The organism is Campylobacter sp. RM9331, from assembly GCF_020137685.1.
GTDB lineage: Bacteria > Campylobacterota > Campylobacteria > Campylobacterales > Campylobacteraceae > Campylobacter_E.
This window is the reverse complement of record NZ_JACGBA010000017.1, coordinates 1-25091: the sequence shown is the minus strand read 5'-3', so window position 1 is coordinate 25091 and position 25091 is coordinate 1. Positions and strand designations below refer to the sequence as shown.

Annotated in this window: 24 protein-coding genes, 1 tRNA gene and 1 pseudogene; 14 read left to right on the top strand and 12 right to left on the bottom strand. The window is 26.7% G+C overall.

Annotation, left to right across the window (positions count from 1 at the left end; translation table 11 throughout):
• Positions 1–8: 8 nt before the first annotated feature.
• Positions 9–974, top strand: coding sequence for a hypothetical protein (locus tag AVBRAN9331_RS07225; protein ID WP_336612711.1), 966 nt, complete (start codon positions 9–11; stop codon positions 972–974).
• A gap of 14 nt (positions 975–988) precedes the next feature.
• Entirely contained in the window at positions 989–1966 is a 978-nt protein-coding gene (locus tag AVBRAN9331_RS07220; RefSeq protein ID WP_214118697.1) for a hypothetical protein, read from the top strand.
• 107 nt (positions 1967–2073) lie between these two features.
• Here the strand turns inward: AVBRAN9331_RS07220 and AVBRAN9331_RS07215 are convergent, their stop codons facing one another.
• Entirely contained in the window at positions 2074–3045 is a 972-nt protein-coding gene (locus tag AVBRAN9331_RS07215; protein WP_214118699.1) for an argininosuccinate synthase domain-containing protein, read from the bottom strand.
• On the bottom strand, positions 3046–4773 hold the full coding sequence (dnaG, locus tag AVBRAN9331_RS07210; RefSeq protein WP_239803014.1) for a DNA primase: 1728 nt from the start codon (positions 4771–4773) through the stop codon (positions 3046–3048).
• A gap of 46 nt (positions 4774–4819) precedes the next feature.
• Here dnaG and AVBRAN9331_RS07205 point away from each other — a divergent pair, with 46 nt between their 5' ends.
• From AVBRAN9331_RS07205 to AVBRAN9331_RS07170, 8 genes and pseudogenes are all read left to right on the top strand, one after another.
• Positions 4820–5524 carry a tetratricopeptide repeat protein gene (locus tag AVBRAN9331_RS07205; protein WP_239803013.1) on the top strand — a complete coding sequence of 235 codons (705 nt, stop codon included), beginning with the start codon at positions 4820–4822 and terminating at the stop codon, positions 5522–5524.
• Positions 5521–5910 (top strand): annotated as a pseudogene (rnhA, locus tag AVBRAN9331_RS07200) (ribonuclease HI); the annotation flags it as partial. The gene AVBRAN9331_RS07205 and the pseudogene rnhA, both read left to right, overlap by 4 nt.
• A 66-nt stretch (positions 5911–5976) precedes the next feature.
• Positions 5977–6645, top strand: a complete 669-nt coding sequence (gene rnc, locus AVBRAN9331_RS07195) for a ribonuclease III (protein ID WP_336607624.1) — start codon at positions 5977–5979, stop codon at positions 6643–6645.
• Positions 6638–7831 (top strand): chorismate synthase, encoded by a 1194-nt coding sequence (aroC, locus tag AVBRAN9331_RS07190; RefSeq protein ID WP_336612710.1) that lies wholly within the window; start codon positions 6638–6640, stop codon positions 7829–7831. Before rnc ends, aroC begins: the two co-directional genes overlap by 8 nt.
• Positions 7832–8065: a tautomerase family protein gene (locus tag AVBRAN9331_RS07185; RefSeq protein ID WP_214118708.1), complete on the top strand. Its 234-nt coding sequence runs from the start codon at positions 7832–7834 to the stop codon at positions 8063–8065. It begins immediately after the preceding gene.
• A gap of 248 nt (positions 8066–8313) precedes the next feature.
• The gene (locus AVBRAN9331_RS07180; protein ID WP_336612709.1) at positions 8314–8883 is read left to right on the top strand and encodes a hypothetical protein; all 570 of its coding nucleotides are present in this window, start codon (positions 8314–8316) and stop codon (positions 8881–8883) included.
• A 333-nt stretch (positions 8884–9216) separates the two neighbouring features.
• Positions 9217–9981, top strand: coding sequence for a PH domain-containing protein (locus tag AVBRAN9331_RS07175; RefSeq protein WP_214120298.1), 765 nt, complete (start codon positions 9217–9219; stop codon positions 9979–9981).
• 417 nt (positions 9982–10398) lie between these two features.
• Entirely contained in the window at positions 10399–10635 is a 237-nt protein-coding gene (locus AVBRAN9331_RS07170; RefSeq protein WP_336612708.1) for a hypothetical protein, read from the top strand.
• Between the two features lie 52 nt (positions 10636–10687).
• On the opposite strand, the gene AVBRAN9331_RS07165 is transcribed toward AVBRAN9331_RS07170, so the two are convergent.
• The 4 genes from AVBRAN9331_RS07165 to AVBRAN9331_RS07150 all read right to left on the bottom strand — a co-directional run bounded on the left by AVBRAN9331_RS07165 (position 10688) and on the right by AVBRAN9331_RS07150 (position 13882).
• Positions 10688–11206: a DUF2393 family protein gene (locus tag AVBRAN9331_RS07165; protein WP_336612707.1), complete on the bottom strand. Its 519-nt coding sequence runs from the start codon at positions 11204–11206 to the stop codon at positions 10688–10690.
• A gap of 9 nt (positions 11207–11215) precedes the next feature.
• Complete coding sequence (locus AVBRAN9331_RS07160) at positions 11216–11731, bottom strand: DUF2393 family protein (RefSeq protein ID WP_336607621.1); 516 nt, start codon at positions 11729–11731, stop codon at positions 11216–11218.
• Positions 11731–12792: an SPFH domain-containing protein gene (locus AVBRAN9331_RS07155; protein WP_336612706.1), complete on the bottom strand. Its 1062-nt coding sequence runs from the start codon at positions 12790–12792 to the stop codon at positions 11731–11733. Before AVBRAN9331_RS07155 ends, AVBRAN9331_RS07160 begins: the two co-directional genes overlap by 1 nt.
• 172 nt (positions 12793–12964) lie before the next feature.
• Complete coding sequence (locus AVBRAN9331_RS07150; protein ID WP_214118718.1) at positions 12965–13882, bottom strand: branched-chain-amino-acid transaminase; 918 nt, start codon at positions 13880–13882, stop codon at positions 12965–12967.
• Positions 13883–13981: 99 nt separating this feature from the next.
• Between AVBRAN9331_RS07150 and msrP the strand changes: the two genes are divergently transcribed.
• The 3 genes from msrP to AVBRAN9331_RS07135 are packed head-to-tail and all read left to right on the top strand — an operon-like array spanning position 13982 to position 15988.
• Complete coding sequence (gene msrP / locus AVBRAN9331_RS07145; RefSeq protein ID WP_336609608.1) at positions 13982–14848, top strand: protein-methionine-sulfoxide reductase catalytic subunit MsrP; 867 nt, start codon at positions 13982–13984, stop codon at positions 14846–14848.
• A complete protein-coding gene (locus AVBRAN9331_RS07140; RefSeq protein ID WP_214118720.1) occupies positions 14848–15333 on the top strand; it encodes a hypothetical protein in 486 nt (161 codons plus the stop codon). Before msrP ends, AVBRAN9331_RS07140 begins: the two co-directional genes overlap by 1 nt.
• Positions 15314–15988, top strand: a complete 675-nt coding sequence (locus tag AVBRAN9331_RS07135; RefSeq protein WP_214150241.1) for an MqnA/MqnD/SBP family protein — start codon at positions 15314–15316, stop codon at positions 15986–15988. Before AVBRAN9331_RS07140 ends, AVBRAN9331_RS07135 begins: the two co-directional genes overlap by 20 nt.
• 30 nt (positions 15989–16018) lie before the next feature.
• Here AVBRAN9331_RS07135 and AVBRAN9331_RS07130 read toward each other — a convergent pair whose 3' ends face one another.
• Entirely contained in the window at positions 16019–16333 is a 315-nt protein-coding gene (locus AVBRAN9331_RS07130) for an HU family DNA-binding protein (RefSeq protein WP_214118724.1), read from the bottom strand.
• A 215-nt stretch (positions 16334–16548) separates the two neighbouring features.
• Between AVBRAN9331_RS07130 and AVBRAN9331_RS07125 the strand changes: the two genes are divergently transcribed.
• A tRNA-Met gene (locus AVBRAN9331_RS07125) sits at positions 16549–16625 on the top strand.
• 112 nt (positions 16626–16737) lie between these two features.
• Here AVBRAN9331_RS07125 and AVBRAN9331_RS07120 read toward each other — a convergent pair.
• From AVBRAN9331_RS07120 to AVBRAN9331_RS07100, 5 genes are all read right to left on the bottom strand, one after another.
• Positions 16738–17664: an exopolyphosphatase gene (locus AVBRAN9331_RS07120; RefSeq protein WP_214118727.1), complete on the bottom strand. Its 927-nt coding sequence runs from the start codon at positions 17662–17664 to the stop codon at positions 16738–16740.
• On the bottom strand, positions 17661–18932 hold the full coding sequence (locus tag AVBRAN9331_RS07115) for a hemolysin family protein (RefSeq protein WP_336612719.1): 1272 nt from the start codon (positions 18930–18932) through the stop codon (positions 17661–17663). The genes AVBRAN9331_RS07120 and AVBRAN9331_RS07115 overlap by 4 nt, the downstream gene beginning before the upstream one ends.
• A gap of 162 nt (positions 18933–19094) precedes the next feature.
• Positions 19095–23210 (bottom strand): hypothetical protein, encoded by a 4116-nt coding sequence (locus tag AVBRAN9331_RS07110; RefSeq protein WP_336612705.1) that lies wholly within the window; start codon positions 23208–23210, stop codon positions 19095–19097.
• 75 nt (positions 23211–23285) lie between these two features.
• The gene (locus tag AVBRAN9331_RS07105) at positions 23286–24293 is read right to left on the bottom strand and encodes a sensor histidine kinase (RefSeq protein ID WP_336612704.1); all 1008 of its coding nucleotides are present in this window, start codon (positions 24291–24293) and stop codon (positions 23286–23288) included.
• A 40-nt stretch (positions 24294–24333) separates the two neighbouring features.
• Positions 24334–25008, bottom strand: a complete 675-nt coding sequence (locus tag AVBRAN9331_RS07100) for a response regulator transcription factor (RefSeq protein WP_336612703.1) — start codon at positions 25006–25008, stop codon at positions 24334–24336.
• Between the last annotated feature and the right edge of the window lie 83 nt (positions 25009–25091).

The window sequence follows — 25091 nt, the reverse complement described above, 5'->3', positions numbered from 1 at the left end:
GGAACTTTATGAAAATAGATATCTCGCAAGTAAAAAATACTGCTATTGCTAGGAAAAGTGATATAAAAATTAAAGAATTAAATACTCTTGATATAAATAAATTAAATGCAAGTATTAATTCAAATTCTTTTAGCTTTAAGACAAATAAAGAGCAAGATTACAATGTATTTTTTAGACTTGATAAAGATAATATCGGGGTAAAGCTTAGTGAAAATAATATTAATAGATTAAAAGAATTTTTTAATGAAGATAATTTTATTGATACTAATAAAGGAATTATTTTAGATAAAGACGCAGCGTCTTATGTAGTGGGTTGGTTTGCTGATACGGCATATACAAGAAATTATCTTGCAGCCGATAAAGACAATGATGGAGAAATTACGGCTTTAGAAGCTTGGAATTTGTTTGACTTAGTTAATGTAAATTATGAATTATTACAAGATAAAAATAAAGAATATTTCCTAAAGGCAACAAATATAGATGAAACTTATGATTCAAATAGAATAGCTCATAGTATTGAAGGTAAGTCTGATTTAAGTGAGGCATTAGATATTATAATTGATATGGACAAAGACTTAGATGGCAAAGTTACAGCGGGTGAATATTGGAATGTGGAAGATAAAGATTATATAAATGAGTTTGGGATTGTATATGATGATGAAAATCACTCTTTTATGAGTATTCCACATAAAAAAATTAAATTTAATATAGCAGAAGAAGAGCTTAAGAGAGTAAAAGAACAAATTAAAATTAATAATATAATTGCAAAACTTAAAAAATCACAATCTTTAGATAATAACGAAAAAGAAATATTACAAAAATTTAATATCCAAAACATAAGTAATGAATTAAAAATAAGCGAAGATAAATTAAAAGATTTAATTAGTAATGATAAGCTAGGAGATTTTATAGATTTTACGAAAGAATTTAAAAAAGATTTAAGCGATACAAAATTAATTGATATTAAGGTTTGATATTAGGAGATTTTATGAGAATTAGTGGTTTTGATGTTGATATTTCAAAAGTATTTGATACTAGCTATCATAAGGCGAATTTGAGTAATTTTCACAATTTAAATCAAGAGCAAATTAATGCTATAAAAGATGATATAACAAATCAAAATTATGCTCTAAAAACAAGTGATAAAGACAATATAAATGTTGTTTTTAGTTTTGATAATAATACTCAAGGAGTTAATCTTAGTAAAAATACTATTGAAAAATTAATGGCTCATTTTGATAAAGCTGATTTTATCTTAAGTGATGATAAGCTTATTTTAAATGGTAATGCTGCTAATTTTGTCTCAAGCTGGTTTAAAACAATTGCTTATGATTTAGGACTTGCAAAAGCTGATAGTAATCAAGATGGTAGGATAAATAATGATGAATTAAGTAATGCAAGGCTTGAAGTTGGGGTTTATGGTGAGTTTAATGGATATATTTATGTAGTAAATAAATTAAGTGATGAAAGATTTATAAATACTAAAACATATGATAAATTAACTTTAGAAATTGGCACAAGTATTAGTGAGTATTTAGATAGTGTAATATCTAGTGATAGGGATTTTGATGGGGTTTTGAGTTTTGCTGAGATTAATTTTGAAAATATTAGCGAAGAACAAGATTATAAAAGTGAATTAAAAGAGAAAAATACAGATATAAAACGCTATCAAAATGAATTTCAAAGGTCAATTGCTTATTTTGCAAAAGAAGGTCAAAGTACCGAAGAAATCAAAAACAAGCAAAAAGAAAAAGAATTAGAACAAGCCGAGCTTTTAGCAAAACTTATGCAAATAACTCAAAAAATCAAACAACAAGGTTTAAATTCACTTACAAGTGATGATAATAAAATCTTAGAAAAATTAGGCAAAAGTGCAAATGCGATTGCAAATAGTGTAGAAATTGACTTAAGTATTAGTGTGGTAGAAGATTTAGTAAATAACAAAATCTTAGATATAAAAGTCTAGTTTTATGATTTTATTTATGCTTAAAATTAAGTTATTTTGATACTTATATAAAATCTTAGAATTTGAAATTCTTATTTTAAATTCTAGAATTTCAAATAAGAATTTCATCAAACTATAAAGTATTTTTGAGCATCATCTTTGCTAAGTGCATTAGCAAAATAATTATTTTGCATAAATTCACAATCTTTATTAGTAGGATTTTTTGCATATGCAAGTGCTAAAGAACAAGCAAGTTTAATATCTTCTAAACTAGCGTCATTATCAAGTAAAGAAATAGCACCTATTAAATCGGTTCTAATTTCGCTCATTTTTATCTCTTCATTATCTAATAATTTTAAGATTTTTAGACCTTCTTCTTCGTTTCTTGAAATTATCATTTTAGCACCATTTGGCAGTCTTAAATGCCTTCCATATCTTAACAATTCAGCGTTTTTACTATCTAGCGTTTTGTATTTTAGATAATCTTGGATTTTGTTTTTATATGCTTGTAAGGTTAGCAAACACCCACCAGCAGGGCTTTCATAATCACTATAACCATAAACTTTTGCAAGTTCCATTTGTCTAGTTCTACCCCTACCACTAAAATCAAATAATTTTTCTCTATCAACCCAGCCTTTAAGTTCAGGCATAGTAGGTGCTAGTAATTTTGCACTAAGTGGGCGTAAAATGATATTATTTAAATCTTCGCTAAGTTTTGCAACACTATTTAATGCTTGTGCTCTTTGGCTCATTGGACGCTGACCTAGCACTTCTCCACTAATTACAAAAGAAGCACCTAAATCATCACACATACTAAGAGCAGTTTTAAACATATACCCATGACAATCAATGCAAGGATTAATAGCCTTGCCATAGCCATATTTTGGATTTAACAATACATCTTGTAAATATTTACTACTAATATCAACAACCCTAAAACTAGCTCCAGCCATATTTGCACGACGCTCTAAAAGGGCGAAATTCTTTCCGCCAAACCCTGTATCAATGTGAATAGCTTCAACTTCTATTCCTTGCTTTGCAATGGTAGTGATTGATAACATACTATCAAGACCACCACTAAATAAAGCTAATGCTTTCATTTATTCTCCTAATTTTCTTATATTATCTTTAAGCCTTGCTCTTTCATCATCGCTTAATTGCTTATTATGATTTGCTATTAGTTCTACTAGGCAATGATAAGCCTTTTTTAAACCATCATTACTATGAATTAATTTATGATTTTTTATTAATTCTTTAGCGTAATTTTTAAAAAGCAAGGCGTTTAGGATATTACAACTTGCGTAATAATTGGCTAAATTATTAAAAAATACTAAGATATTATCTACTTTTTTAGTAGGATGAATATTGTTTAAAAACTCTAGCATATTAGCATTTGCGTAGTTTTTATTTAATACATCATCAATTAAATTATTATGAAAATATTCTCTTAAAATAAGAATATTAAAATTAGCTTTTGAAATAGCTAAAAAATAAATTATCGCATCTTCTAAAGAATTGCTTTGAGTTTGTTTAGCTTGTGGTTTTTTATCTATTACTTTTGCTTTTATTCCGTTTAATAAATCAAAATCAAGCCCATAATTTTCGCAAAATATTTTAAGATGAGTATTGGCTAAAAATTTATCAATAGTATTGGTGTAATTTAGCACGGCTGAATATGCTTGTTTGATTAAAAATGGCTCAATTTTGCTTATGCTTAATTTGTCTATATAATCTAAATTCAATTCTTTTTTAAATATATATTCAATACAAAAACTAATTATATTAATAGTATTATTTAGTTCGGTTTTTAGCTTTAATTCTTCATTATTTTCAATGTATTCGCCTGGGTCTTTATATGTTTTTAGCCTTATTACTTCGGCGTTGTAGCCAAATTTACTCAATAAAACTCCCGCTTTAAAAGCAGCTGCATTTCCCGCTGCATCTTTATCAAAGCATAAAGATACAAAACAATCTTTTTTAATTAATTTTAAATGCTGCTCTGTTAGTGCAGTTCCTAGCACTGCTACTGAATATGTAAGTCCTGCTTTATGAAGACTTATTGTATCCATATAGCCTTCGCAAATTATCATTCTTTTGTGTTTATTAATATCATTTTTTGCTAGATGATAAGCGTAAAATATACTACTTTTATCAAATAGTTTTGAAGCGGGAGAATTTACATATTTTGCAGGATTTTGTGGATTTAATGTGCGTCCTCCAAAACCTACTAAATAACCTGTATTATCGTAGATTGGAAAGGTAATTCTTTCTATAAAAGATGGATAAATTCCATTATCGTTTTTTTTAACTACCCCTTCTATTAATGCTTGTTCTAAAGCTATATTTGATTTTTGCAAAATCCTTAAAGTATCATTTGCACTTGGTGCATAGCCAAGATTAAACTTAATTCTTAAATCCCTTGTGATTTTTCGCTTTTCAAGATAGGCAATCAAATTCCCACGGATATTTAATTCACTTATATAATATTCGTTGAGTATTTTACAAGCGTCGTTGTTTTGAATAATTTTTGTTTTTTTATCATCTTCTAAAATAAAGCCATAAATATTTGCTAATTCTTTTACTGCTTCTATAAATTCTAAATTATGATATTTTTGCATAAAGCTAATAGCATCACCATTCGCCCCACACCCAAAGCAGTGAAAATATCCTTCATTTTCACGAACAGCCATACTAGGATTTTTATCAGCGTGAAACGGACATACGCACATATAATTCGCACCATTTTTATGCACGGGAATGTAGTTTGAAATCAAATCAACAATGTTAATGCTATCTTTTAATCTTTGAATGCTCTCGTTTGTAATCATAAAAGTATTATATGTATAATTAATTAATTTTATTTAAAGGATATTAGTGGATTTAATACTTAGCTATTATAGAAATCCTATTTTTGGAATTTTAGTTTTAATTAGCCTTGTTTTAATTATTGCTTTAGCTCAAATAATTTTTGCAAGTTTAAAAGAAAATCAAACTAATAAAAATATCAAAAAATATCTTGCTAATTTTAATGCAATTGAGCCTAAGTATTTAAGTAGTTTAAGTTTTGATGAAAGGCTTAATTTAGCTAATGGATTTTTTAAAGCTTCAATGTTTTTAGAGTGCAAATATGTTTTGATTAATTTATTAAACGAATTTGCAAATGATAAAGATTTATTATACTTATTATCTGTTTGTGATTTAAGGCTTGGATTATTAAACGATGCTAAACAAAATTTATTAAAGATTTTAAAATCTCGTGCTAGAGATGAATTAGCACTACTATGCCTTGGATATATTCATTTTAAATTAAATGAAATCAATGAATGCAAAGAAGTTTATAAATGTTTGTGCGTTTTAGGAGATTATGAAAAAGATTTAGAATTTATAAATAATTATAAAAGCTTTAATACTAAAAGTTTTAAAGAAATTAAAATTGATGATGAAGCAATAAATCCAAATAATATCAGTCAATTTTATTTATGTAAAAATTGCTCTTCACAATCTATTTTTTACACTCCGTTTTGTTCGCAGTGTTTTAAGTGTGATACAATGCAAGCTAATTTAAGGATAAGGATATGAAAAAATTAACGATTTATACTGATGGGAGTTGCCTTAAAAATCCTGGAGCAGGGGGTTGGGCTTGGATTATTATAGATAATGATTTAATCATTAAAGATAGTGGTGGAGATAAGCTTACAACCAATAATATTATGGAATTAAGTGCCTGTATTAACGCTTTAAAAAGCTTAAAAGAACCTTGCAAGATTGATTTATATAGCGATAGTCAATATGTAGTTAAGGGTATTAATGAATGGCTTAGTGGTTGGGTTAAGACTGATTTTAAAGGCAAAAAAAATGTTGAATTATGGAAGAGTTATTTAGAAGTTAGCAAAATCCACGATATTAATGCAATTTGGGTTAAAGCTCATAATGGTGATAAATACAATGAAATGTGTGATGAACTAGCTAGAAGTATGGCACTTGAGTATGAAAATAACACTATAAATGCTAATGTAGTGCTAGAAAAAAGAATTTCAAAATATCATAAAATTGAAGAAAAACTAGGATATAAATTTAAAAACGAAACCCTATTAAATCAGGCTTTAACTCATAAAAGTTTTAGCAAAACTCATAATGAAAGGCTTGAGTTTTTAGGTGATGCTGTGCTTGATTTGATAGTAGCAAATATTTTATACAAGGATTTTTCTCGTTATAGTGAAGGGGATTTAAGCAAATTAAGAGCAGCTTTAGTGAATGAAAAGTCTTTTGCAAAAATTGCTAGTTATCTTGAAATTGGAGAGTTTTTGCAATTATCAGTATCTGAAGAAAATAACGGCGGAAGAAAAAAACCAAGTTTATTATCAGATGCTTACGAAGCAATAATAGGTGCAATTTATTTAGAAAGTGGATATGAGATTGCTTGTGCTGTTGGCTCTAAGATATTAAATGAAGTTTTTCCTAAGATTGATATAGAATTAATTAAAGACTATAAAACAAAATTACAAGAAAAAACCCAAGCAATAATGGCTCAAACCCCTGAATATAGGATTTTACACACAAAAGGGCCTGATCATAAAAAAGAATTTGAAATAGGGCTTTTTTTAAATGATGAATTGTTTACAAAAGCAATGGGTAATAGCAAAAAAGAAGCAGAGCAAAGTGCTGCTAAATTAGCGTTAGAGAAGTTAGAAGATGAATAGTTTTGGAACATTTTTAAAATTTAGCACTTTTGGAGAAAGTCACGGAAAAGCAATTGGAGTGGTTATTGATAACTATCCTGCAGGGGTTAGAATTGATACTGATTATATAAATTCCTTGCTTAAATTAAGACAAGGTGGTGGAGCGTTTAGCACTCCTAGAAAAGAAGCTGATGAAGTTAATATTATTAGTGGAGTATTTAATGATATTAGCACAGGTGCTCCAATTTGTGTGCTAGTAGAAAATAATAATACAAGAAGTAAAGATTATAAAGAGCATTTACGCCCTGCACACGCTGATTTTACATATTATGCAAAATACGAGCATTTTGATTATCGTGGCGGTGGTAGAAGTAGTGCTAGAGAAAGCGTAGCAAGGGTTATTGCAGGTGCTTTTGCTGATTTAATATTAAAAGAATTTAACATTAGAACTTATGCTAGTATTTGTGGGGTAGGTGGTGTTAGTTTAGATGAGTTTAAATTCAGCGAAGAAGAGTATAAAAGGGCTTTAGAAAAAGATTTTAATGCTTTAGGTGATGATTTATTTAAAGAATTATTTAAAGATGAAATCACAAAGGCAAAAAATAATAATGATAGCGTAGGTGCAAGTGTTAGCGTAGCAGCATTTGGCGTAATGGCAGGGCTTGGAGATGGGCTTTATGATAAATTAGATGCTAGAATTGCTAGTGCGTTTATGGGATTAAATGCTGTAAAGTGCGTTGAAATCGGAGCAGGAAGAAAGCTTAGCTCAATGAATGGCTCTTTTGCAAATGATGAGATTTTAGGTGTTAGCAATGCTGAATTAATGCAAAATCAAAATAGCTCTATTTTAAAACAAAGCCCTAATTTTAAGTCATTTAAAGTAGCAAAAACTAATATTAATAAGCCTTTATTTTTACATACTAGACATAATTTTAGTGGTGGAATTATCGGTGGAATTAGCACAGGAGAGAGTATTTATATTAAAGCTCATTTTAAGCCAACTCCATCAATTTTTAAAGAACAAACTATGTTAAATAAAGACTTTAGCCTAATAAAAGATGCAATTTATGGAAGGCACGATCCTTGCGTAGGTGTTCGTGGAGCTGTTGTCTTAAAAGCTATGCTAAGTTTTATAATAGCTGATTTTTTAATGTTAAATTCATCTGCTAAAATAAGCAATCTTAAAAAAATCTACAAAGGAGAATAAATGCCAATAATTAATGTAAAATTAGCAGCACCAATGCCAAATAAAGAAAAATGCGAAGAAATAATAAGTGATTTAACAAATTATTTTGAAACAAAATTAGGCAAAAAGCGTGAGAGAATAGTGGTAATGCTAGAAGAAATTCCGCAATCTCATATAGGTTTTGGCGGAAGAAGTGTTGAAACTATTAATAATGCTGATTTTGTTAATAATTTTAAACTTGACGATGATAGATAAAAAGCTCCCTAATTTAAGGGAGTAATTATGGAAATTTTATTAATTATATTATTTGCTATTGCAATTTTTCTTTCAGTAATTTATGGTTTTTTTATTTTATATGGAAAGCCTTTAAAATTCTTTATGCTACTTTTCCTTTAGTGTATTTAGCGATTTTTACAATCTTATTTTTATTATTTATCAAAAAAAATAAAAAACTAAAATTCAAAACTTTTTTAATCATTAGCCTAATAATTATTAGTTTTGAAATGTTTTTTATTAGACCTGTGGTTGATTATTCTAGTTTTAATAATTTTAGTTATGTTTTTAAAAGCAATTATGAAAAAGACTTGCAAGGATATTGTGTAAAAGAAAATAAGATTTTAAGTAAAGACGAGCTTTTAAGAATAGCTACTAATGATTTTTTAGATAAAACTATAGTTTATTATAAAAATATAGCTAATAAGTATGAAAAAGACAGGATTTATTTTTATACCCTTGATGAGGTTAAGGAATTTAATGATTTAAAATTATTTGATTTAGAAAAATTAAAACAACACAAAATAAACACTAAAAACTATTTAGCAAACTTACCAAAACTATTAAAAAAACCATTATTTTTATCTACTCCTTATAGTTTTGATATTGTATTTTTTAATGAAGGATTTAAGATAAATAATGGATATTTAGAGTTTTTATATACCAGAACAGATAGTGCTAACATAACTCATCAATTAAAATCTAGCATAGAAATAGACAATTGTGGCAATACCAATAGAGCTATTGATGAAGAGCCTTGTTTTGATTTTTTTGGCTGCAAATATAGATATAATTTATAAAATTATAAGAATTTTAATTAGGATTTTAAAAACTAAAATTTTTAATTAAATTCTTGCCGAAATATCATATTTTGTCATTAAAACTCATAAAATTTCTTTTAATTATATTACTTAACAATAATTATTGAACTATCATTATATATTTAATCAACATATTAGCATTGATATAATTTGTTACAAGTATAAAAAATATAAAAATAATATTTATAAATTCTAAGAAATTTGTATTTGATTATAGGATAGAAATAAATTTGTTAAAATATATTTATTTTAAGTCTTGTTTAAGATAGGGGGGGGGTAAAATACTGCCTTAATTTTATTTAAGGAGTTTTAATGAAAATTTTACCTGATGAAAAAATCATCTATAAAAAACGTGGAAGTTTTAAAGCTTTTTTTGACTGTTATGTCTATTCTAGAAAATATAAAGAAGTTGATAGTGCTTGGATATCTTGGTTTACACGCTTATGTTTATTGTTTTTAGTTTTTGCTATGTGGATGGTTTATGGTTTTTATGGTATTAAAACAGATATAGACTTAGAATTGATAAAAATTTTATTATGTATTGAATTAAATATTTTCTTAATTCCTTTATGGATACAAGTATTTAAATATATAAGCCGTTGCAATAGTCAATTTGACATAATAACTAGAGTATTAGGAAGCAGTATGGTTACAGGTATTGCTATAACCTTAACATTTGCTGTATTTAAAAACATAACTTTATCTCAAACTCACTTATTGTTAGGTATGCTTTGTGCAACATTAATTGTTGTTCTATCTATGTTGTATTGGTTATGTAAAGTAAAATCATCTTTAATAATCATAACAAATAAAAGAATGTTAATAAAAACAGGCATTATTTTTCAAGATTCAACCATTACAGATCTTAAAAGAATTGCAACTATTGACGTAAAACAAAGTGTTATTGGAAGTATTTTTAGATGTGGCGCTTTAGCCTTTCATGGTTACGGAATAGGTGGTTTTTGCTTGCCCTTTATGTCAAGTCCTACTGCATTACGTGATGAAATTTTAAAAGCTCAAAATGGTATAAATAATGATGAGCAAAAAATATACGATGAAGCGCTAGATGAATATTAAAAATAATTGTTAGTTTATATTATGTTACAGCATTATTTATTATTGCTTGTTCTGATGATAAAGCAAAAGAAAATAATGCTAATAATGAAATAAATAATAAGACTATTGAAGTGAATAAAATTAATCAATATATATTCAAGGTTAGCATTTAAGATAAGACTGAAGAAAATTTTTTGACTAAACATTACGAAACAACAAGATATTTAATTATGACAGCTAAAGATGATATAGAAATTACAAAAATTACAGCAAATCGTGGTGCTTGTGAGGTTTAAAATAGGAATTACGGCTCATATATTGGTAATAATTTTATATCAGTAGAAATTCTGGCTAAAACATATTATAAAAATTATTAGATATTTACCCTAATTTTGTACTTATCTAGGTGATTGTAAGGCATTAATAAAATGGCTGGAGTTGAGTGGAGATTATAAATATTTTTATAATATTTGGTTTAATATACTAGAAAAAGGAAATCAAAAATATATTAGATCTTGTAAAAAAGCTAAGGAACAAGCTCAAGGAAATTACTATTATGTTTATAAGTTACCTATGAAATTCGGTAAAACTGCAAAATTTTCTATAAGCAAATGTTCTGAAGTTTTAGAAATTACAATATTTACAAACAAAGATGATTTTACATATATATTTTAGAATACTTTTAATATTATTTCAAATTCTAAGATTTATCTAGAATTTGAAATATTTACTTACAATTTAAAATATATCTTAATTTATAATCTTCAAAATGTTTTGGATAAGGGACACTTACTTTAAAGCTTTTTGATGCGTTTTCATTGATAATCCCTTCTATTTTAAAATCGTGAGAGTAAAAATTGCGAATTTTATTAAGTTTTAATGGGTCAAAGCCTTTGCTTAAATCAAATATACTTCCATCTACTTTTTTGATACCAAGATTTATTATTCCTATATTTAATTCGCAGGTTTTTACAGGAACTTTTCCATTATTATATATTTGACCACTAATTACTACTTCATTTGCTGATTTATAGTCTTTTTGATTTCTTAATTCTACACTTTTTAAAAAGCTATCTATGGTAAGAAGAGTTGAATATCCAAAAATCAATACAAAAATTATGAGTGTAAAAGAAAAGGTATAAAGTTTGTTTTTTTCTTTAAAAAAATAAATAATTAAAAATTGTGAAAATATATAAATTACAAAAGCTGCAAATATTACAAAGATATGAAATTGTGATAAATACATAAATATCTCCTAAAAACAAGTAATTAAAGTATCAATTGTATATTTTTTAACATTACTAGGTATTAATAAATAAGATTTTTCGTATGAATTTTTTGGAATATCTTTTAAAATAATTTCTGTTGTTTTTAATGGTTTTAAGGTATTTTTGATTAGTTCTAAGTTATTTTTGCTGATTTTTTTTATATTGAATTTAATTTTGCATATTTTAAAATCTCTTTGAGATTTGTTATGTAATTTAAAATCTAAATATATATTATCGCTGAAAATTAATTTATCATTTTTGATTATTTCAAGTTCTGCTGGACGATATGTAGCATTTATATAGTTTTCTCCAATAAAAAACAATACAAATTCTAAAACAATACCTACTATGATTAAAAATATTGAGAAAGTTGGCAATTTTCTTAAAAAAATCGCAAGAATTAAAATCACTATAAAAAATAAAAAACAAAGCCCAAGAAGAATTAAATCTTGGGCATAGAAATTCGCTAGATAAAAATGAATAGTATCTAATAATTTTTGCATTAATTATTAAGGCTGGTTGTCTTTTTTGTGCTTGCATTATCTAGCCAAATATTAGGCACAGCTCCGCCAGGTGTTAAGAAAATCTTAGCATCATTATTAACCTTTAAAGCTTCGTTAAATTCTTTTTGGGTTTCAATTTGCTTTAATTCTAATAATTCTTTACTTATACTTTTTGCGATTTCTCTATTTGCATAAGCTTGTGCGTCTGCTTCTATTTTTTGTGCATCTGCTTTACCTTGTGCTTCAATAATCGCAGCTTTTGCTATACCTTCTGCAAGTGCAGCTTTTTTAAGTGCTTCTTGATTTGCACGCTCAACTTCATATTTTGTTCTTTCTGCTTCTTGTTTAGCTATTTGAACTTTTTCAATTTGCTCTTTAACATTTGTTGGTAGTATTATTCCACGAAGTTTTACACTCTCAAGTAATACAGGTTTATTATTTTGAGCGTCTATGCTTTTTCTTGATTCAAGTTCAATTGAAGCAGCGATTTCATTACGCTTTATAGGTAATTCTTCAGCTGTATATTTTCCAACCACACTTCTTACAACTTCTAAAATAACAGGGTCTATAATTTTATTTTCCCAATCAAGTCCCCATTGAGCTATAGTTTGAGGTGCATTACTTGCATCTAAGCGATATTGCACTGTTATATCTACTGATACAGGTAAGTTTCTAGCATCAACAACCGTGATTGATTCTTTATTGATTATGCTTTCTCTACCATAAGTTCTTTCACTCGCACCTTCAACGCTAGCATAATTTATTTGTCTTACTTTAGTATCTACAATTAAAACTTTTTGAAAATACGGGATTATAAAGTGAAAACCAGGTTGAAGAGCTATCGGATCATACTTACCAGTAGTTGATCTAATACCTACTTGTCCTGAATTTACAACTACAAATGGCTTAGCTATTACTACTATTAAAAATATAACAACAGCTGCAATTATTACTCCGTTAAATTTACCAAAACCTTTAAAATTAAAATCAATATTAAAATCTGTTTTTTTATTGTCATTTTTTTTGTTTTTATTGAAATAATCATTCAAATCTGCTGGCATTTATACTCCTTGTTAATTGATAAAGAAAGCATTTTACATTGTATAAGTTTATAATTAGAAAAAAGATTTTATAAAAGATAGTCTTATTGTTAATAAAATTAAAAGTTAAAATCAAATTCTTATTTTAGATTCTATATATTATAAAGTTTAGAGCGATAATCCGCTCTAAAAATTAAATATAAGTTAGCCAAGAAGCGTATTTTTCATTTCTTCCATATACTATATCAAAGAAAGCATCTTGGATTTTTTTAGTAATTTCTCCACGAGCCCCATTTCCTATTACTCTATGATCTAGTGAATTAATAGGAGTAATTTCAGCTGCTGTTCCTGTAAAGAATGCTTCATCACAAACATAAACTTCATCTCTACTAATTCTTCTTCTTTCTACACTAATACCTAAATCTTTTGCAATTTTTAAAACAGAATCTTGAGTGATTGATTTTAGAGCATAATCATTTGGTGGAGTGATTAATACGCCATTTTTAACCATGAAAAAGCACTCGCCTGTGCCTTCTGCTATAAATCCTTCTTCATCACACATTAAAGCTTCTTCAAAACCTGAATTAATAGCTTCATATTTAGCCATCATTGAGTTTAGATAGTTTGCACTTGCTTTTGCTTTATTGAAATTTGCTTTTGTGCTATTTCTCATTAATGATGAACAACATACTTTAATACCTTTATTAAGTCCATCTTCTCCTAAATAAGCACCCCATTCCCAAGCTGCAATACCTACTCTAACAGGAGCTTTTGCATGATAAATTCCCATAATACCATCGCCTAAGAAAATTAAAGGGCGAATATATGTATTTGAATTAAAATTATTGCGTCTTAATAACTCAATTTGAGCATCTTCTAATTCTTTTTGCGAAAATGGTGGAGTAATTGCAGTGATTTTTGCACTTTCTAATAATCTTTTAGTGTGATCTTGCAATCTAAAAATAGCCATACCATTTTCTGTTTTATACGCTCTTGTTCCTTCAAATACTGCGTTAGCATAATGTAATGAGTGAGTTAAAAAATGAACTTTTGCATCAGCAAAGTTAATAATTTGTCCATCCATCCAGATGTAATCAGCTTTAATTGCCATACTTTTTCCTTTAAATTAAATTTTTGCGAAGTTTAACAGATTTTTCATAATAAGTATTTATTTTTTTTACCTAGAATTAAAAATTAATAAGGAGAAAAAATGGTAACAGATAAAAATTATTATTTAAATAGAAGAAATTTTTTAAAATTAGGTGCAGGAACTATAGTTTCAAGCCAAGCAATAGCTGAAGAATTAGCAAAAACCAATCTTGATTTAGTTCCAAGCGATAGTGAATATGCTTATAATTATGTTAATTTTTATGAGTTTAGCACAAACAAAAGCGAATGCGTAAGATTAGCTAGTAAATCAAGCTTAAATGATAAAGCTATTTCAATTGAGATAGGTGGTTTGTGTGAAAACCCAATGACCTTAACTGATTTATCAGCTTTTAAAATTGTTGAAAGGGTTTATAAATTACGCTGCGTAGAAGCTTGGAGTATGAATTTACCTTGGCAAGGATTTGAATTAAGAGAATTGATTAATCTTGCAAAGCCAACAAGTGAAGCAAAATTTGTTAAATTTACAAGTTTATATGACCCTGATATTTTTCCTGATCAAAGATTTAATGGAGTATTGGATTATCCTTATGTAGAAGGATTAAGATTAGATGAAGCAATGCACCCGCTAACATTACTTGCAACAGGGCTTTATAAAGAAAAATTAAAAGCTCAAAATGGAGCTCCAATTCGCTTAGTTGTTCCTTGGAAATATGGTTTTAAATATATTAAATCAATTGCTAAAATTGAATTTACTAAAGAACAACCTATTAGCTCTTGGGAAAAATACAATCCGAATGAATACGGCTTTTATGCAAATGTTAATCCAAATGTCCCACATCCTAGATGGTCTCAAGCATCGCATAGGGTTTTAGGTAGCTTTTTTAAAGAAGATACTCAATTATTTAATGGTTATGAAGAAGAAGTTGGGTATTTATATAAAGATTTAGATTTAAGAAAGAATTTTTAATGATTATTGCAATTAAAATTCTTTTAGTTTTAGCGTCTTTTGGGTATTTTATATCATCTGTTTTATTAGGATATGATTATGTAAAAGATATTTATAAAGCAAGTGGGCAACTTGCTTTAATATCTTTATTTTTAAGTATTGCTTTACCTAATAAATTCTTAGTTTTTATAAAGTTTTTTGGTAAATTAGCTGGATTTTTTGCAATATTGCATTTTTTAAATTTTGTTATAGTAGATAATCAATTTAATATAAAAATATTATTTACAAATACTATTGCAATAAGAAATCTTTTAGGATTAATTGCATTTATTTTTATGATTTTAATGTTTTATAAAAAGTATTTAAATTATTCTAATTTTGTGTTTTTACTAGCGGCATTTCATTATTCTTTAAGTGTGAAAATTCCTGAAACATTGCATTATTTAGTTATATTAGTGGCATTTTTATTTTTATTTAGGAGTAAAAATGATATTCGGAAAGATTGATTATATTAATTTATTACCACTGCATTTTTATTTAAAAAGCTCAAAATTACCAAGCTATGTAAAAAAAAGCATAGAGTATAAAAAAGATGTTCCTGCAAAATTAAATAAAGCATTGAAAGAAAAAAGATTAGATTGCGCAATTATTTCTAGTATTGAAAGTAAAAGGTCAAAATATAAGAATTTAAATATAGGAATTTGCGCTAACAAAAAGGTATTAAGTGTATTAGTTGAAAAGAACTCAAATGCACAAAATGATAAAGAATCAGCCACTTCAAATGCTTTAGCTAAGGTTTTAAAATTAAATGGTAAAGTAATTATTGGAGATAAGGCACTAAAAGAATATGTAAATAATAAAGAAAAATACATTGATATGTGTGAAAAATGGTATGAATTAACTAAATTGCCTTTTATGTTTGCAAGGTTTTCAAGTATTAAAAATCATAATAGTGCAAAAAGAATTTTAAAACCTTTTATAAGAAAAAATCTAACTGCAAATCAAAGAATAAAAATACCTAATTATATTTTAGATTATTATTCAAATACAAGAAAAATTAGTAATGATGATATTAAAAACTATCTAAAATATATTTATTATAAAATTGGGAAAAAAGAATTAAAAGCGTTGAGTATTTATACTAAAAAAATATATATTTAGTGGCATTAAAAACGCCACTAAATTGGGTAATTATTTCTTTTTCTTACCACATTTACCAGTTTTGCAAGCTGTTGCAGCAACTTTTTCTTTTAACACGCTGCTAACTTTGAATTTAACAACTTTAGTTGCTGGAACTTTAATTTCTTTACCTGTGCTTGGAACTCTTGCAGTTCTTTCTGCTCTATCAGTTGTTGAGAAAGTTCCAAAACCATTAAATGGAATTGATTCACCTTTTTCTAAAGACTCAGCTAGTGCTTCAAATACAGCATTTACTGCAGTTGTAGCATCTTTTTTAGTAATTTCTGCTTTTTCAGCAACTAATGAAATAAAATCTGCTTTAGTCATCTAAAACTCCTTAATATTGATTAAAAGCCCTATTTTACAATAAAAAAACAATATTTAGCTAAAAAACAAAAAAAATATTAGTATTTGTGTAAAAATATAGCAAAATTAGTTTTTAAATAGCATAGTTGGCAAGTTTAATACGCAATTTATTAGAAATATTTTTAATTTTATAAAATTTTAAGCAAAAATATATATAATTTGCTTTTTTTATTCACGCTTAGGTAGCTCAGCTGGCTAGAGCGCTGGTCTCATAAGCCGGAGGTCGGGAGTTCGAGTCTCCCCCTAAGCACCATTTCATAACTTCAAATAATTTTTCCAATTTAATTTTTTATAGTTTTTATATTTTTTTGATTTTTATTAGAAAACTCGTTTTAAATATAAGAATTTAAAACGAGTAAGAAAGATTAACCATCAGCGTTAATTTTAGCAATTAATTCATTTAATACAATATCTGCATTTTCGTGAGCAACTTGACAAGTCCCAGCAGCTTCGTGTCCGCCACCGCCGTATTTTAACATTAGCTCACCTATGTTTGTTTTGCTAGTTCTATTAAATATACTTTTACCTGTCGCATAAACCATATTTTGACCTCTAAATCCTAAGATTTTATGAATTGATATATTGCATTCAGGATAAAGTGCATAAATCATAAAGCGATTACCTGGATAAATGATTTCTTCTTTGCTTAAATCTAAAACAACAAGGTTTTTATAAACTTTAGAGCATCTTTTTAGTTGTTCTTTAAATTCTTTTTCGTATTTAATGTATAAATCGCTTCTTTCTACTACATCAGGTAATTTCATAATATCATCAATTTTATGATTTTTACAATAATCAATTAAATCCATCATAAGGTTATAATTGCTTATTCTAAAATCGTGAAATCTACCAAGTCCAGTTCTACTATCCATTAAAAAGCTTAAGAATTCCCAACCTTTAGGCTCAAGTACATCTTCCATTAAAAATTGAGCGCTATCTGCTTTATCAACAGCTACCATCATATCGTGCCATTCTTCAGGAAATTTTACGCCTTGTTTTTCATAATAATCATAAACAACTCTAGCAGCACTTGGTGCATCTGGAATAATTATATGATTATCTGCTTTTCCGTTTCTAATACTTTCGCTTTCGTGATGGTCAAACACTAAATAAGCATTAGGACAATATGGTAAGTTTGTAACAATATCATTATTTGTAATTTCTATTGTTCCATCTTGCATATCTTTTGGATGAACGAATTTAATATCACTTATTAAATCCATATGTTTAAGCAAAACAGCACATACAAGTCCATCCATATCACTTCTAGTAATTAATCTATATTTATTCATAGTTTTTCCTTTGTTTTTTTGATTATTTTTAAGTATTTTATACTATTTGATTGCATTTGTTTTATTTCATAATAACAATGCTCATCTTCACATCTTTCTTTTTCACTTGGAACATGTCCTAAACGATTAAAGACATAACCACCAATTGTAAGTTCTTCTAATTCATCATCATATTTAATATCTAGAATTTCTTCAACACTTTCAATATCTAGTCTTCCATTTACTATATAAACACTATCGTTAATTTTTCTGAAATCTTGTTCTTTTTTATCATGCTCATCGTTTATATCTCCAACAAGTTCTTCAATAATGTCTTCCATAGTTAAAAGCCCAGCTGTTCCACCATATTCATCAATTACTATGGCTGTATGAATTTGCTCTTTATTCATTTGAACAAGAACCTTTGAAATACTAATATTTTCTGGAACAAATAGAACTTTTCTTACACATTCATTTAAATCTTTATTTTGATTATCTAATAAATCTCTAATATGAATCATACCTAAAACATTGTCTTTACTAGCATCTATAAAAGGAAATCTAGTGTGTTTATAATCATGAACTATTTTTATATTTTCTTCGTATGAATTAACTTTATTTAAGCAAATCATATCTCTTCTAGGAGTCATTATTTCTTTTGCTACAATATCACTAAAATCAACAGCATTTTGTATAAGTTCGGTTTCAAATTCATCTAAAACGCCACTTTTTTGACTTTCGCTTGCTATGAATTTAATTTCTTCTTCAGAGTGAGCTGCGTGCTCGTTTGTTTTTATTCTTAATATTTTTAATATAGATAAAGATAAGAAATCAAATGTAACTATGAAAGGTGCAAAAATTATTCTAAATAAATAAAGTGGTCTTGCTATCCATAAAACTATGCTTTCAGTTTTTGCAATTGCTATACTTTTTGGAACAATTTCTCCTAAAACTACATGAAGTAGTGTAATTAATATAAAAGAAATAGCAACAGAAATACTATGTATTGCTATAGGATTTACATCAAAGCTTGATAGAATTTTATTTAATAAAACAGCGACAGAACTTTCTCCTAACCAACCAAGAGCCAAAGAACTTAAAGTAATACCTAATTGAGTAGCTGATAAATAAGTATCTAAATTTTTATACATTTCTAAAGCTAGTTTTGAATTAGCTCTTTTTTGATTTACAAATTCTTCTAACTTACTTTTTCTAATCTTGACAATACTAAACTCAGATAATACAAAAAATCCATTTAAAAAAACACAAAACAATGCTAAAAACAGCATTAATGCCGTATAACTGGGGTCCAAAAAATCTCCTTGTAAAAAATAAAGCTAAAATTATAAACATACAAACTTAAAAAATAGTAAGAATTATAAAAAGGCATTTTTATATTAAAAATTAAAAGGAATTTAAAATAATTTGATTTATTTTAAATTCCTAAAAAATTATTTAGTGTATTCTACGCTAAAGCTTTCTTTTGCACTAATTTCGCTATTTGAGTGCATTCTAATTAAATCTTTTATATATTCATTAGTTTTTTTATCACTTGATAATTCAAGTTCAATACTTCCATCTGTAAGTTTTTTGATATTAGAATTATAATCACTTGTAAAAGAAATATTATTAATAATATCAGCAATTGGTTTTAGATAATAATGCCCGCTAGTAGTTGTGCTTGTGTATAATTCGCTAATTTTACCAGTTGTATTTATATATTTTAATTTTAAATCACTCGGTAATAATTTTTTATATTTTTTACCCGCATCTGCTTTAGTATCTTTATACATTGCATAAGCAAAAATAAATGGATAATTTTTTGTAAAATTAACAGGAGTTCCTTTATCTATTGTTATGCTACTTGTAGTATCAAGATTAAATTCATTTACATCAGGCTTATTTAAAATGTCTTTACTAGGTGCTAAGTCATTTGTTTTTTGGAATTTTGTATAGCCTATTTTTGTAATAAATTCTAAATCATCAGGACTTGCTTCGTATTTTTTAGCAACGCTACTTAGAGTATTTAAATTTTTATTGACTTCGTTATCTAAATTTTGCATTTTTGAATCAAAAATTGCATTTAGTGTAGTATTGCTAGCACTTAAAGTCATTTTGATTTTTTGATTTGTGATATTCATATTTTTAATACTTAATTTATTTGTATAAATTCTATATCTACTACTAGCTTGAGTATCGTTATTATCTAAGAAATTTAAATCAAAATCTATATCAATATCGCTAGGAAAATACTTATATACATATTCTAAACTATTAGCAGAACTTGAGCCTTTATTTTCTATATTTACAGGTATATTTAGTGAATGTGTAAAATCACAATTTATACCAGAACATTTACCCAAATCAGCTTCGCTTTGTCCTACAACTTCATCAGAAAATAAAACAGCATCAGATAAACCATCAGATGTTTTTATATTATTTAAATTCGTAGTAGATGAGCTAGTAAAATCAGCATTAATAGGCTTAATTAATATATGGCAAGATATTTTTCCATTAGCGTTGATTGTATTTGAAAATCCAGTATTTTCACATTTTTTATTAGTAATATCACTTCCTACAAAATCATTGTCTTTAAACTCAATAATTCCACTTCCAGCAAAAGGATAAGCAACTACCATATCAAAACTATAATCTTTATTATTGCGTTTAAAATTAATAGGATTTAGTTGACTAATTTTGTTATAAGCACTTGTTTCTAAATCAAATGTATAAAAACTACCTTTGCTATTTGTAACTTTTAATTTAGCTTCTTTAATTCCTATATTTGAATTAATACTTAATTTTCTATCTTGAGTATCTAATACACTTGCTTTAAGAGTAGTTGGTAAAGGTTTTTTTAATCCTTCTCCTGCTTTAGTAACAAAATTATTTATTTTTATTTCAGCTGGTCTTACCATAAAGTTTTTGCATATTGGAGTAGGGGTTAATAATTTACCTTGCATATCTTTTTGAGTATAGCAAATATCGTGGCGACCTGGAGTTATATTGATAAATTCAATTATAAAATCTCCCATCATTTGATTATCAGGATTTACTCTAAAATCATCTTTATCGTATATTAAAACCTTAGTAGCTCTTCCATCATCGTGATTTACACTTGCAGTATTAGAAAAGAAACTAATTCTAGTTTTATCAGCTGCATGAACAAAACCTATATATACATTATCTCCAACCATTCTTGTATATGTATCATTAGCTATTTTTGCTTTTTTATCATTTAAATCTTTAATACTAGGTCTTAAATCTTCTCCTAGACTAGGTTTTCTATTTAGTATTTTCCAAATACTTCCAAAATAGTGTTGTTTTTGCACTATTTCTTCATCTGTTAAAATAAATGCTGCAGTATCACTAACACCTTTTATAATATTTTTACTATCTACTTCAAACATAGGTCTTTTATCGTTATCGTAAATTCTTTCTGTTGTAATTTCTATTAACGATGGTTCTTTTAATTTAAAGCTAAGTTCTCTTATGAAGTATTCTAAGTTTTCTGAATTAGCGTAATCTAAATCTAGTTCATAATAAATTACACTTGGTTGTCTTGATACAATATTGTAATCATTTCCATTTTTTGCTAAAGTGCTAATTTGAACTCTTAAATCTACATAATATTTGCTTAAATCTTTATCACAACATTTTATATAATTTCCATCTTTAGTCTTTGTATAATCATATCTTTTTTCTAAGTTTTGACCATTATAAAATGGAGTTATATGAACTTCAGGAATTTTATTAAATATAGGATATGTTTTATCTCCTACTTTTGCACTGCCTGCTGGATTTAAATCTTTTGAAATTAAACTAAATTTAGTGCTATTTGCGTCAGGATAGAATAAGAATTTAAAATTAGCATTAATTTCAGGCTTATTTTTATAAATGCCTACAATTGTATCAGCAGGGAATTTACCATCTCCATAATTTTTACCCCAATTTACAATATCTGTAGATGTAAAATATTTTGGATTTTTTAAATGAGCGTATAAATCCCCTGGACTTGCCGTATATTTTTTCATATTATCTTTATAGTATTTATATTCTTCTTTTAATGAAGTTGGTCTTAAATGTAGGCTAAAGATTTTTGTGCTTATATTTTCTTGATTACCTATATCTTTAGGCATAATTCCAGCTCTTTCTCTTATGCCGTTTTGTTTGTATTTTGAATTCTTACATTCTTTTCGTATATCAAATAATCCAGGTCCAACTTTGATTATACAATCTTTTGAATTTTTGATTTCTTTATATATTGCTTTTTCGCCTATTGCTCCATCTCTAGTTTTATGAATACTATAAATACTTCTTTCTTGTGTTGTATCTATGTAAGGAGAAAATCTTTGGATATACTTAGCATTTGCAAGTGATTGATTGTTGTTATAAACGAAATTCCTAAGCCTTAAAGCTTTTATATCATAGGTTTTATGTTCGTTTGATTTCCACTGACTTTTTTCATTGTAATATCCATTGCTAGAAAAATAATATCCATCGTAATATTCCATATTAAATGTGTAGCATTTGCTTAGTCCTGATTTATTTTGTGCGAAATATTGATTATTTAAAAATCCCCATTTAGCATTACCTTTTAAAAATTCTTTAGGAGAATACAAGGCATTATTTTTTAAGAAAAATTGTTCTGAATATTTAGCGCATTCATCATTTGTATAATAAGCATTATCAGTTAAGGTCGCACCTACTTCGTTCTCATCTAGCGTTAAAGGTATTCCGCTAGCAAATCCTTGGTCAGGATTTAATCTACAACCTTTGCTTTTCATAAATCTTACAAAATCATTGTATGCGTTTTCGCTATCAGAAGTTGTGCTTGAGCCGTGCTGATAGCCTAGATAGGTATTTGCAAATCTATAAGCATTTGAGTTTTTTTCATTATTTAGTAATTGTTCGCTTAAAAAATAGCTAAAAATTGAATCATTATTGCTACTTGCTAAAAGTATGATTTTGCCTGTTGTATTAACTTCAAATTCTTTAAATACATCTTGAATATACGATTCATCATAAAAATAAGATTTCATTGGAAAAGTAATTTCAGTATTTTTTACACTATCTAGCTTTTTAGGTTTTGAGTTTTGATGAGAAATAAAATCATCGTAATTATTAGGATTATAATTAGTTCCCGCTGCATTATCTTCGTAATTTACGCAAAATACATTTTCTCTAAATCTTCTTGAATCGGTATGATGAGATGATTGATTGCCTTTAAAAGAGCCAAATTTTTTCACAATGCTATTTTGATAATCTAGTTTAGCCCAAGCATAATCCCAATTAAATCCCCAATTTACAATAATTCTTTGCTCATCTTCAGCATCAGTTCTATTAAAATGATCATCTATGTTAAAGATTTGATAAAGTTGAAAACAAGCGCTTCTGCCTTTATCATTATTTCTTGTATTATTTATAACGCAATCAGCTAAATCTATATCTGTATGTTGTTTATGGTTTTGAGTTCCAAAATACATTCCGAAAGGATGAACTTTATTTGTATATTCATAAGAATAAAGATTAGATATTACGAGTAGTGATATGAGGACTTTTTTCATTATGCACCTTTAAATTAAGATTTTAAGTTAATTAATTATATTTTTTAGTTTTTAAATTAAGATTAAATTAAAAAATTATGATTTAAAAGAGTATTTAAAAATAGCCCCTTTTTCATAATTAAATGCTTCATATACAATATCGTATTTTTTGCAAATATTTCTTACTATATTAAGACCTAAGCCAAATCCACCTTTAGCCAAATCTTCTCTAGCATATCTTTGCCAAATTCTTTTTGTATCTTTTATGCCAATTCCTTCATCTTGTATTATAAAAATTATTTTTTCATTTGATTGGTTTAAAGATATTGTAATTTTAGAATTAACTTTTGTATATTTAATTGCATTTGAAATATTATTATCTACAATTCTTAGTAACTCTACTTCGCTGATTAATACATATAAATCATTAGTGATTTCTAAATGAAATTCCACACTTTTCATACTAGCAATACTATTAAAAAAATCAATTCTTGTTTTTAAAAAATTAGAAAAATTAATATTTTTTAGTGGGTATTTAGCATTTGGATTTTCTATATAAAATCCTACATCATCATATGTTGTTTTCATCTGATTTAGTGCTGCTTTAATTCTTTTTTGATATCTATTACTTTCTAACATATCAGCATTTAATAAGGCTATACCCAATGGCGTTTTTAACTCGTGCATTGCATCATAAAAAAATGTATTCATAGTGTTTTTATACCAAATTAAACTTTTGATATTGTTTTTATAAACTAAGTAAATTAAAACAAATAATATAAAAGTTCCCCCACCAAACACTATAGCAGCATTGATTATGCTTTTGTTATAAACGCAAGGTTTTGATAGCACCACATTGTATGTTGTATTGTTTATTTGTTTTTGGAATTTGTAATAAAGCAAAGAATTATGAGTTTTATATATAAAATCATCTTTTATATAGTTTATATCAAGTTCGCATTTTAAAATTTCTTCATTATTGAAAATACATATTTTTATATCTTTTAAGTTATTTAAATCCTTATTTATATAACTTGCTAGTTCTAATAGCGTAGAGTTTTTATCATTAGCTACACTTAATTTCAATATATTTATAGCTAACATTGATATGACTAAAGCTATAAGGGTTAATAGTATTGTTTGCTTAGACATTGATTTTATAGCCAAGTCCTCTAGATGATATTATAAAATCATCGCAAGTTTTTGCTCTAATTCTTTTTACATATACTCTTACATCGCTTGAGCCATTGTTTTCAAATTCTTCATTTGCCCCCCCCCATACGTATTCATAAATACTGCTTACATTTACATAACTTGATTTATTGCTTAACAAATATTCAATCAATGTGATTTCTTTACTAGTAAGCTCTATTAGAGTTTTATTTTTGCTAAGACTTTTAGAAATATAATCATATACAAACTCGCCTGAAATTGTGATTGTATCATTGCTTTGAGTGTTAAAAAATTGTTTTAATAATTCTTTAATTCTATATTTTAATTCATCTAGTTCAAAAGGTTTTTTAAGGTATTCATTGCAGCCTAGCTCATATCCTTTTTTAATACTTGCTATATCAGTTCTTGAAGTCATCATCATAATAGGGTTAGTAATATTTAAGCTTTTTATATAACTTAATACATCAAAGCCATTAGTATTTATTACTTTTATATCAAGTATATAAAGATGATAAAATTTATTTGCGATAGTTTTACAGGCTAAGTCGCCATCACTAAAAACATCAACACTAAATCCTAAATCTTGCAAATATTCACAAATACTAGTAGCATATAAATAATCATCTTCAAGCAATAAAATATTCATAATTACTTCCTTAAAAAATGTTTATTTTAGTTTTTTAATATTATTTTTAGCTAAAAAGTGTCTAAATTAGGATATTTCAATCA

Bases quoted from the DNA above. Each gene is read 5' to 3' on its own strand.
- AVBRAN9331_RS07215 (WP_214118699.1), bottom strand. From the start codon at position 3,045: ATGAAAGCATTAGCTTTATTTAGTGGTGGTCTTGATAGTATGTTATCA.
- aroC (WP_336612710.1), top strand. From the start codon at position 6,638: ATGAATAGTTTTGGAACATTTTTAAAATTTAGCACTTTTGGAGAAAGT.
- AVBRAN9331_RS07225 (WP_336612711.1), top strand. From the start codon at position 9: ATGAAAATAGATATCTCGCAAGTAAAAAATACTGCTATTGCTAGGAAA.
- AVBRAN9331_RS07160 (WP_336607621.1), bottom strand. From the start codon at position 11,731: ATGCAAAAATTATTAGATACTATTCATTTTTATCTAGCGAATTTCTAT.
- AVBRAN9331_RS07110 (WP_336612705.1), bottom strand. From the start codon at position 23,210: ATGAAAAAAGTCCTCATATCACTACTCGTAATATCTAATCTTTATTCT.
- AVBRAN9331_RS07150 (WP_214118718.1), bottom strand. From the start codon at position 13,882: ATGGCAATTAAAGCTGATTACATCTGGATGGATGGACAAATTATTAAC.
- dnaG (WP_239803014.1), bottom strand. From the start codon at position 4,773: ATGATTACAAACGAGAGCATTCAAAGATTAAAAGATAGCATTAACATT.
- AVBRAN9331_RS07175 (WP_214120298.1), top strand. From the start codon at position 9,217: ATGAAAATTTTACCTGATGAAAAAATCATCTATAAAAAACGTGGAAGT.
- AVBRAN9331_RS07220 (WP_214118697.1), top strand. From the start codon at position 989: ATGAGAATTAGTGGTTTTGATGTTGATATTTCAAAAGTATTTGATACT.
- AVBRAN9331_RS07180 (WP_336612709.1), top strand. From the start codon at position 8,314: ATGTTTTTTATTAGACCTGTGGTTGATTATTCTAGTTTTAATAATTTT.
- AVBRAN9331_RS07155 (WP_336612706.1), bottom strand. From the start codon at position 12,792: ATGCCAGCAGATTTGAATGATTATTTCAATAAAAACAAAAAAAATGAC.
- AVBRAN9331_RS07140 (WP_214118720.1), top strand. From the start codon at position 14,848: ATGATTATTGCAATTAAAATTCTTTTAGTTTTAGCGTCTTTTGGGTAT.
- AVBRAN9331_RS07165 (WP_336612707.1), bottom strand. From the start codon at position 11,206: ATGTATTTATCACAATTTCATATCTTTGTAATATTTGCAGCTTTTGTA.
- AVBRAN9331_RS07185 (WP_214118708.1), top strand. From the start codon at position 7,832: ATGCCAATAATTAATGTAAAATTAGCAGCACCAATGCCAAATAAAGAA.
- AVBRAN9331_RS07105 (WP_336612704.1), bottom strand. From the start codon at position 24,293: ATGTTAGCTATAAATATATTGAAATTAAGTGTAGCTAATGATAAAAAC.
- AVBRAN9331_RS07100 (WP_336612703.1), bottom strand. From the start codon at position 25,008: ATGAATATTTTATTGCTTGAAGATGATTATTTATATGCTACTAGTATT.
- msrP (WP_336609608.1), top strand. From the start codon at position 13,982: ATGGTAACAGATAAAAATTATTATTTAAATAGAAGAAATTTTTTAAAA.
- AVBRAN9331_RS07120 (WP_214118727.1), bottom strand. From the start codon at position 17,664: ATGAATAAATATAGATTAATTACTAGAAGTGATATGGATGGACTTGTA.
- AVBRAN9331_RS07115 (WP_336612719.1), bottom strand. From the start codon at position 18,932: ATGCTGTTTTTAGCATTGTTTTGTGTTTTTTTAAATGGATTTTTTGTA.
- AVBRAN9331_RS07135 (WP_214150241.1), top strand. From the start codon at position 15,314: ATGATATTCGGAAAGATTGATTATATTAATTTATTACCACTGCATTTT.
- AVBRAN9331_RS07130 (WP_214118724.1), bottom strand. From the start codon at position 16,333: ATGACTAAAGCAGATTTTATTTCATTAGTTGCTGAAAAAGCAGAAATT.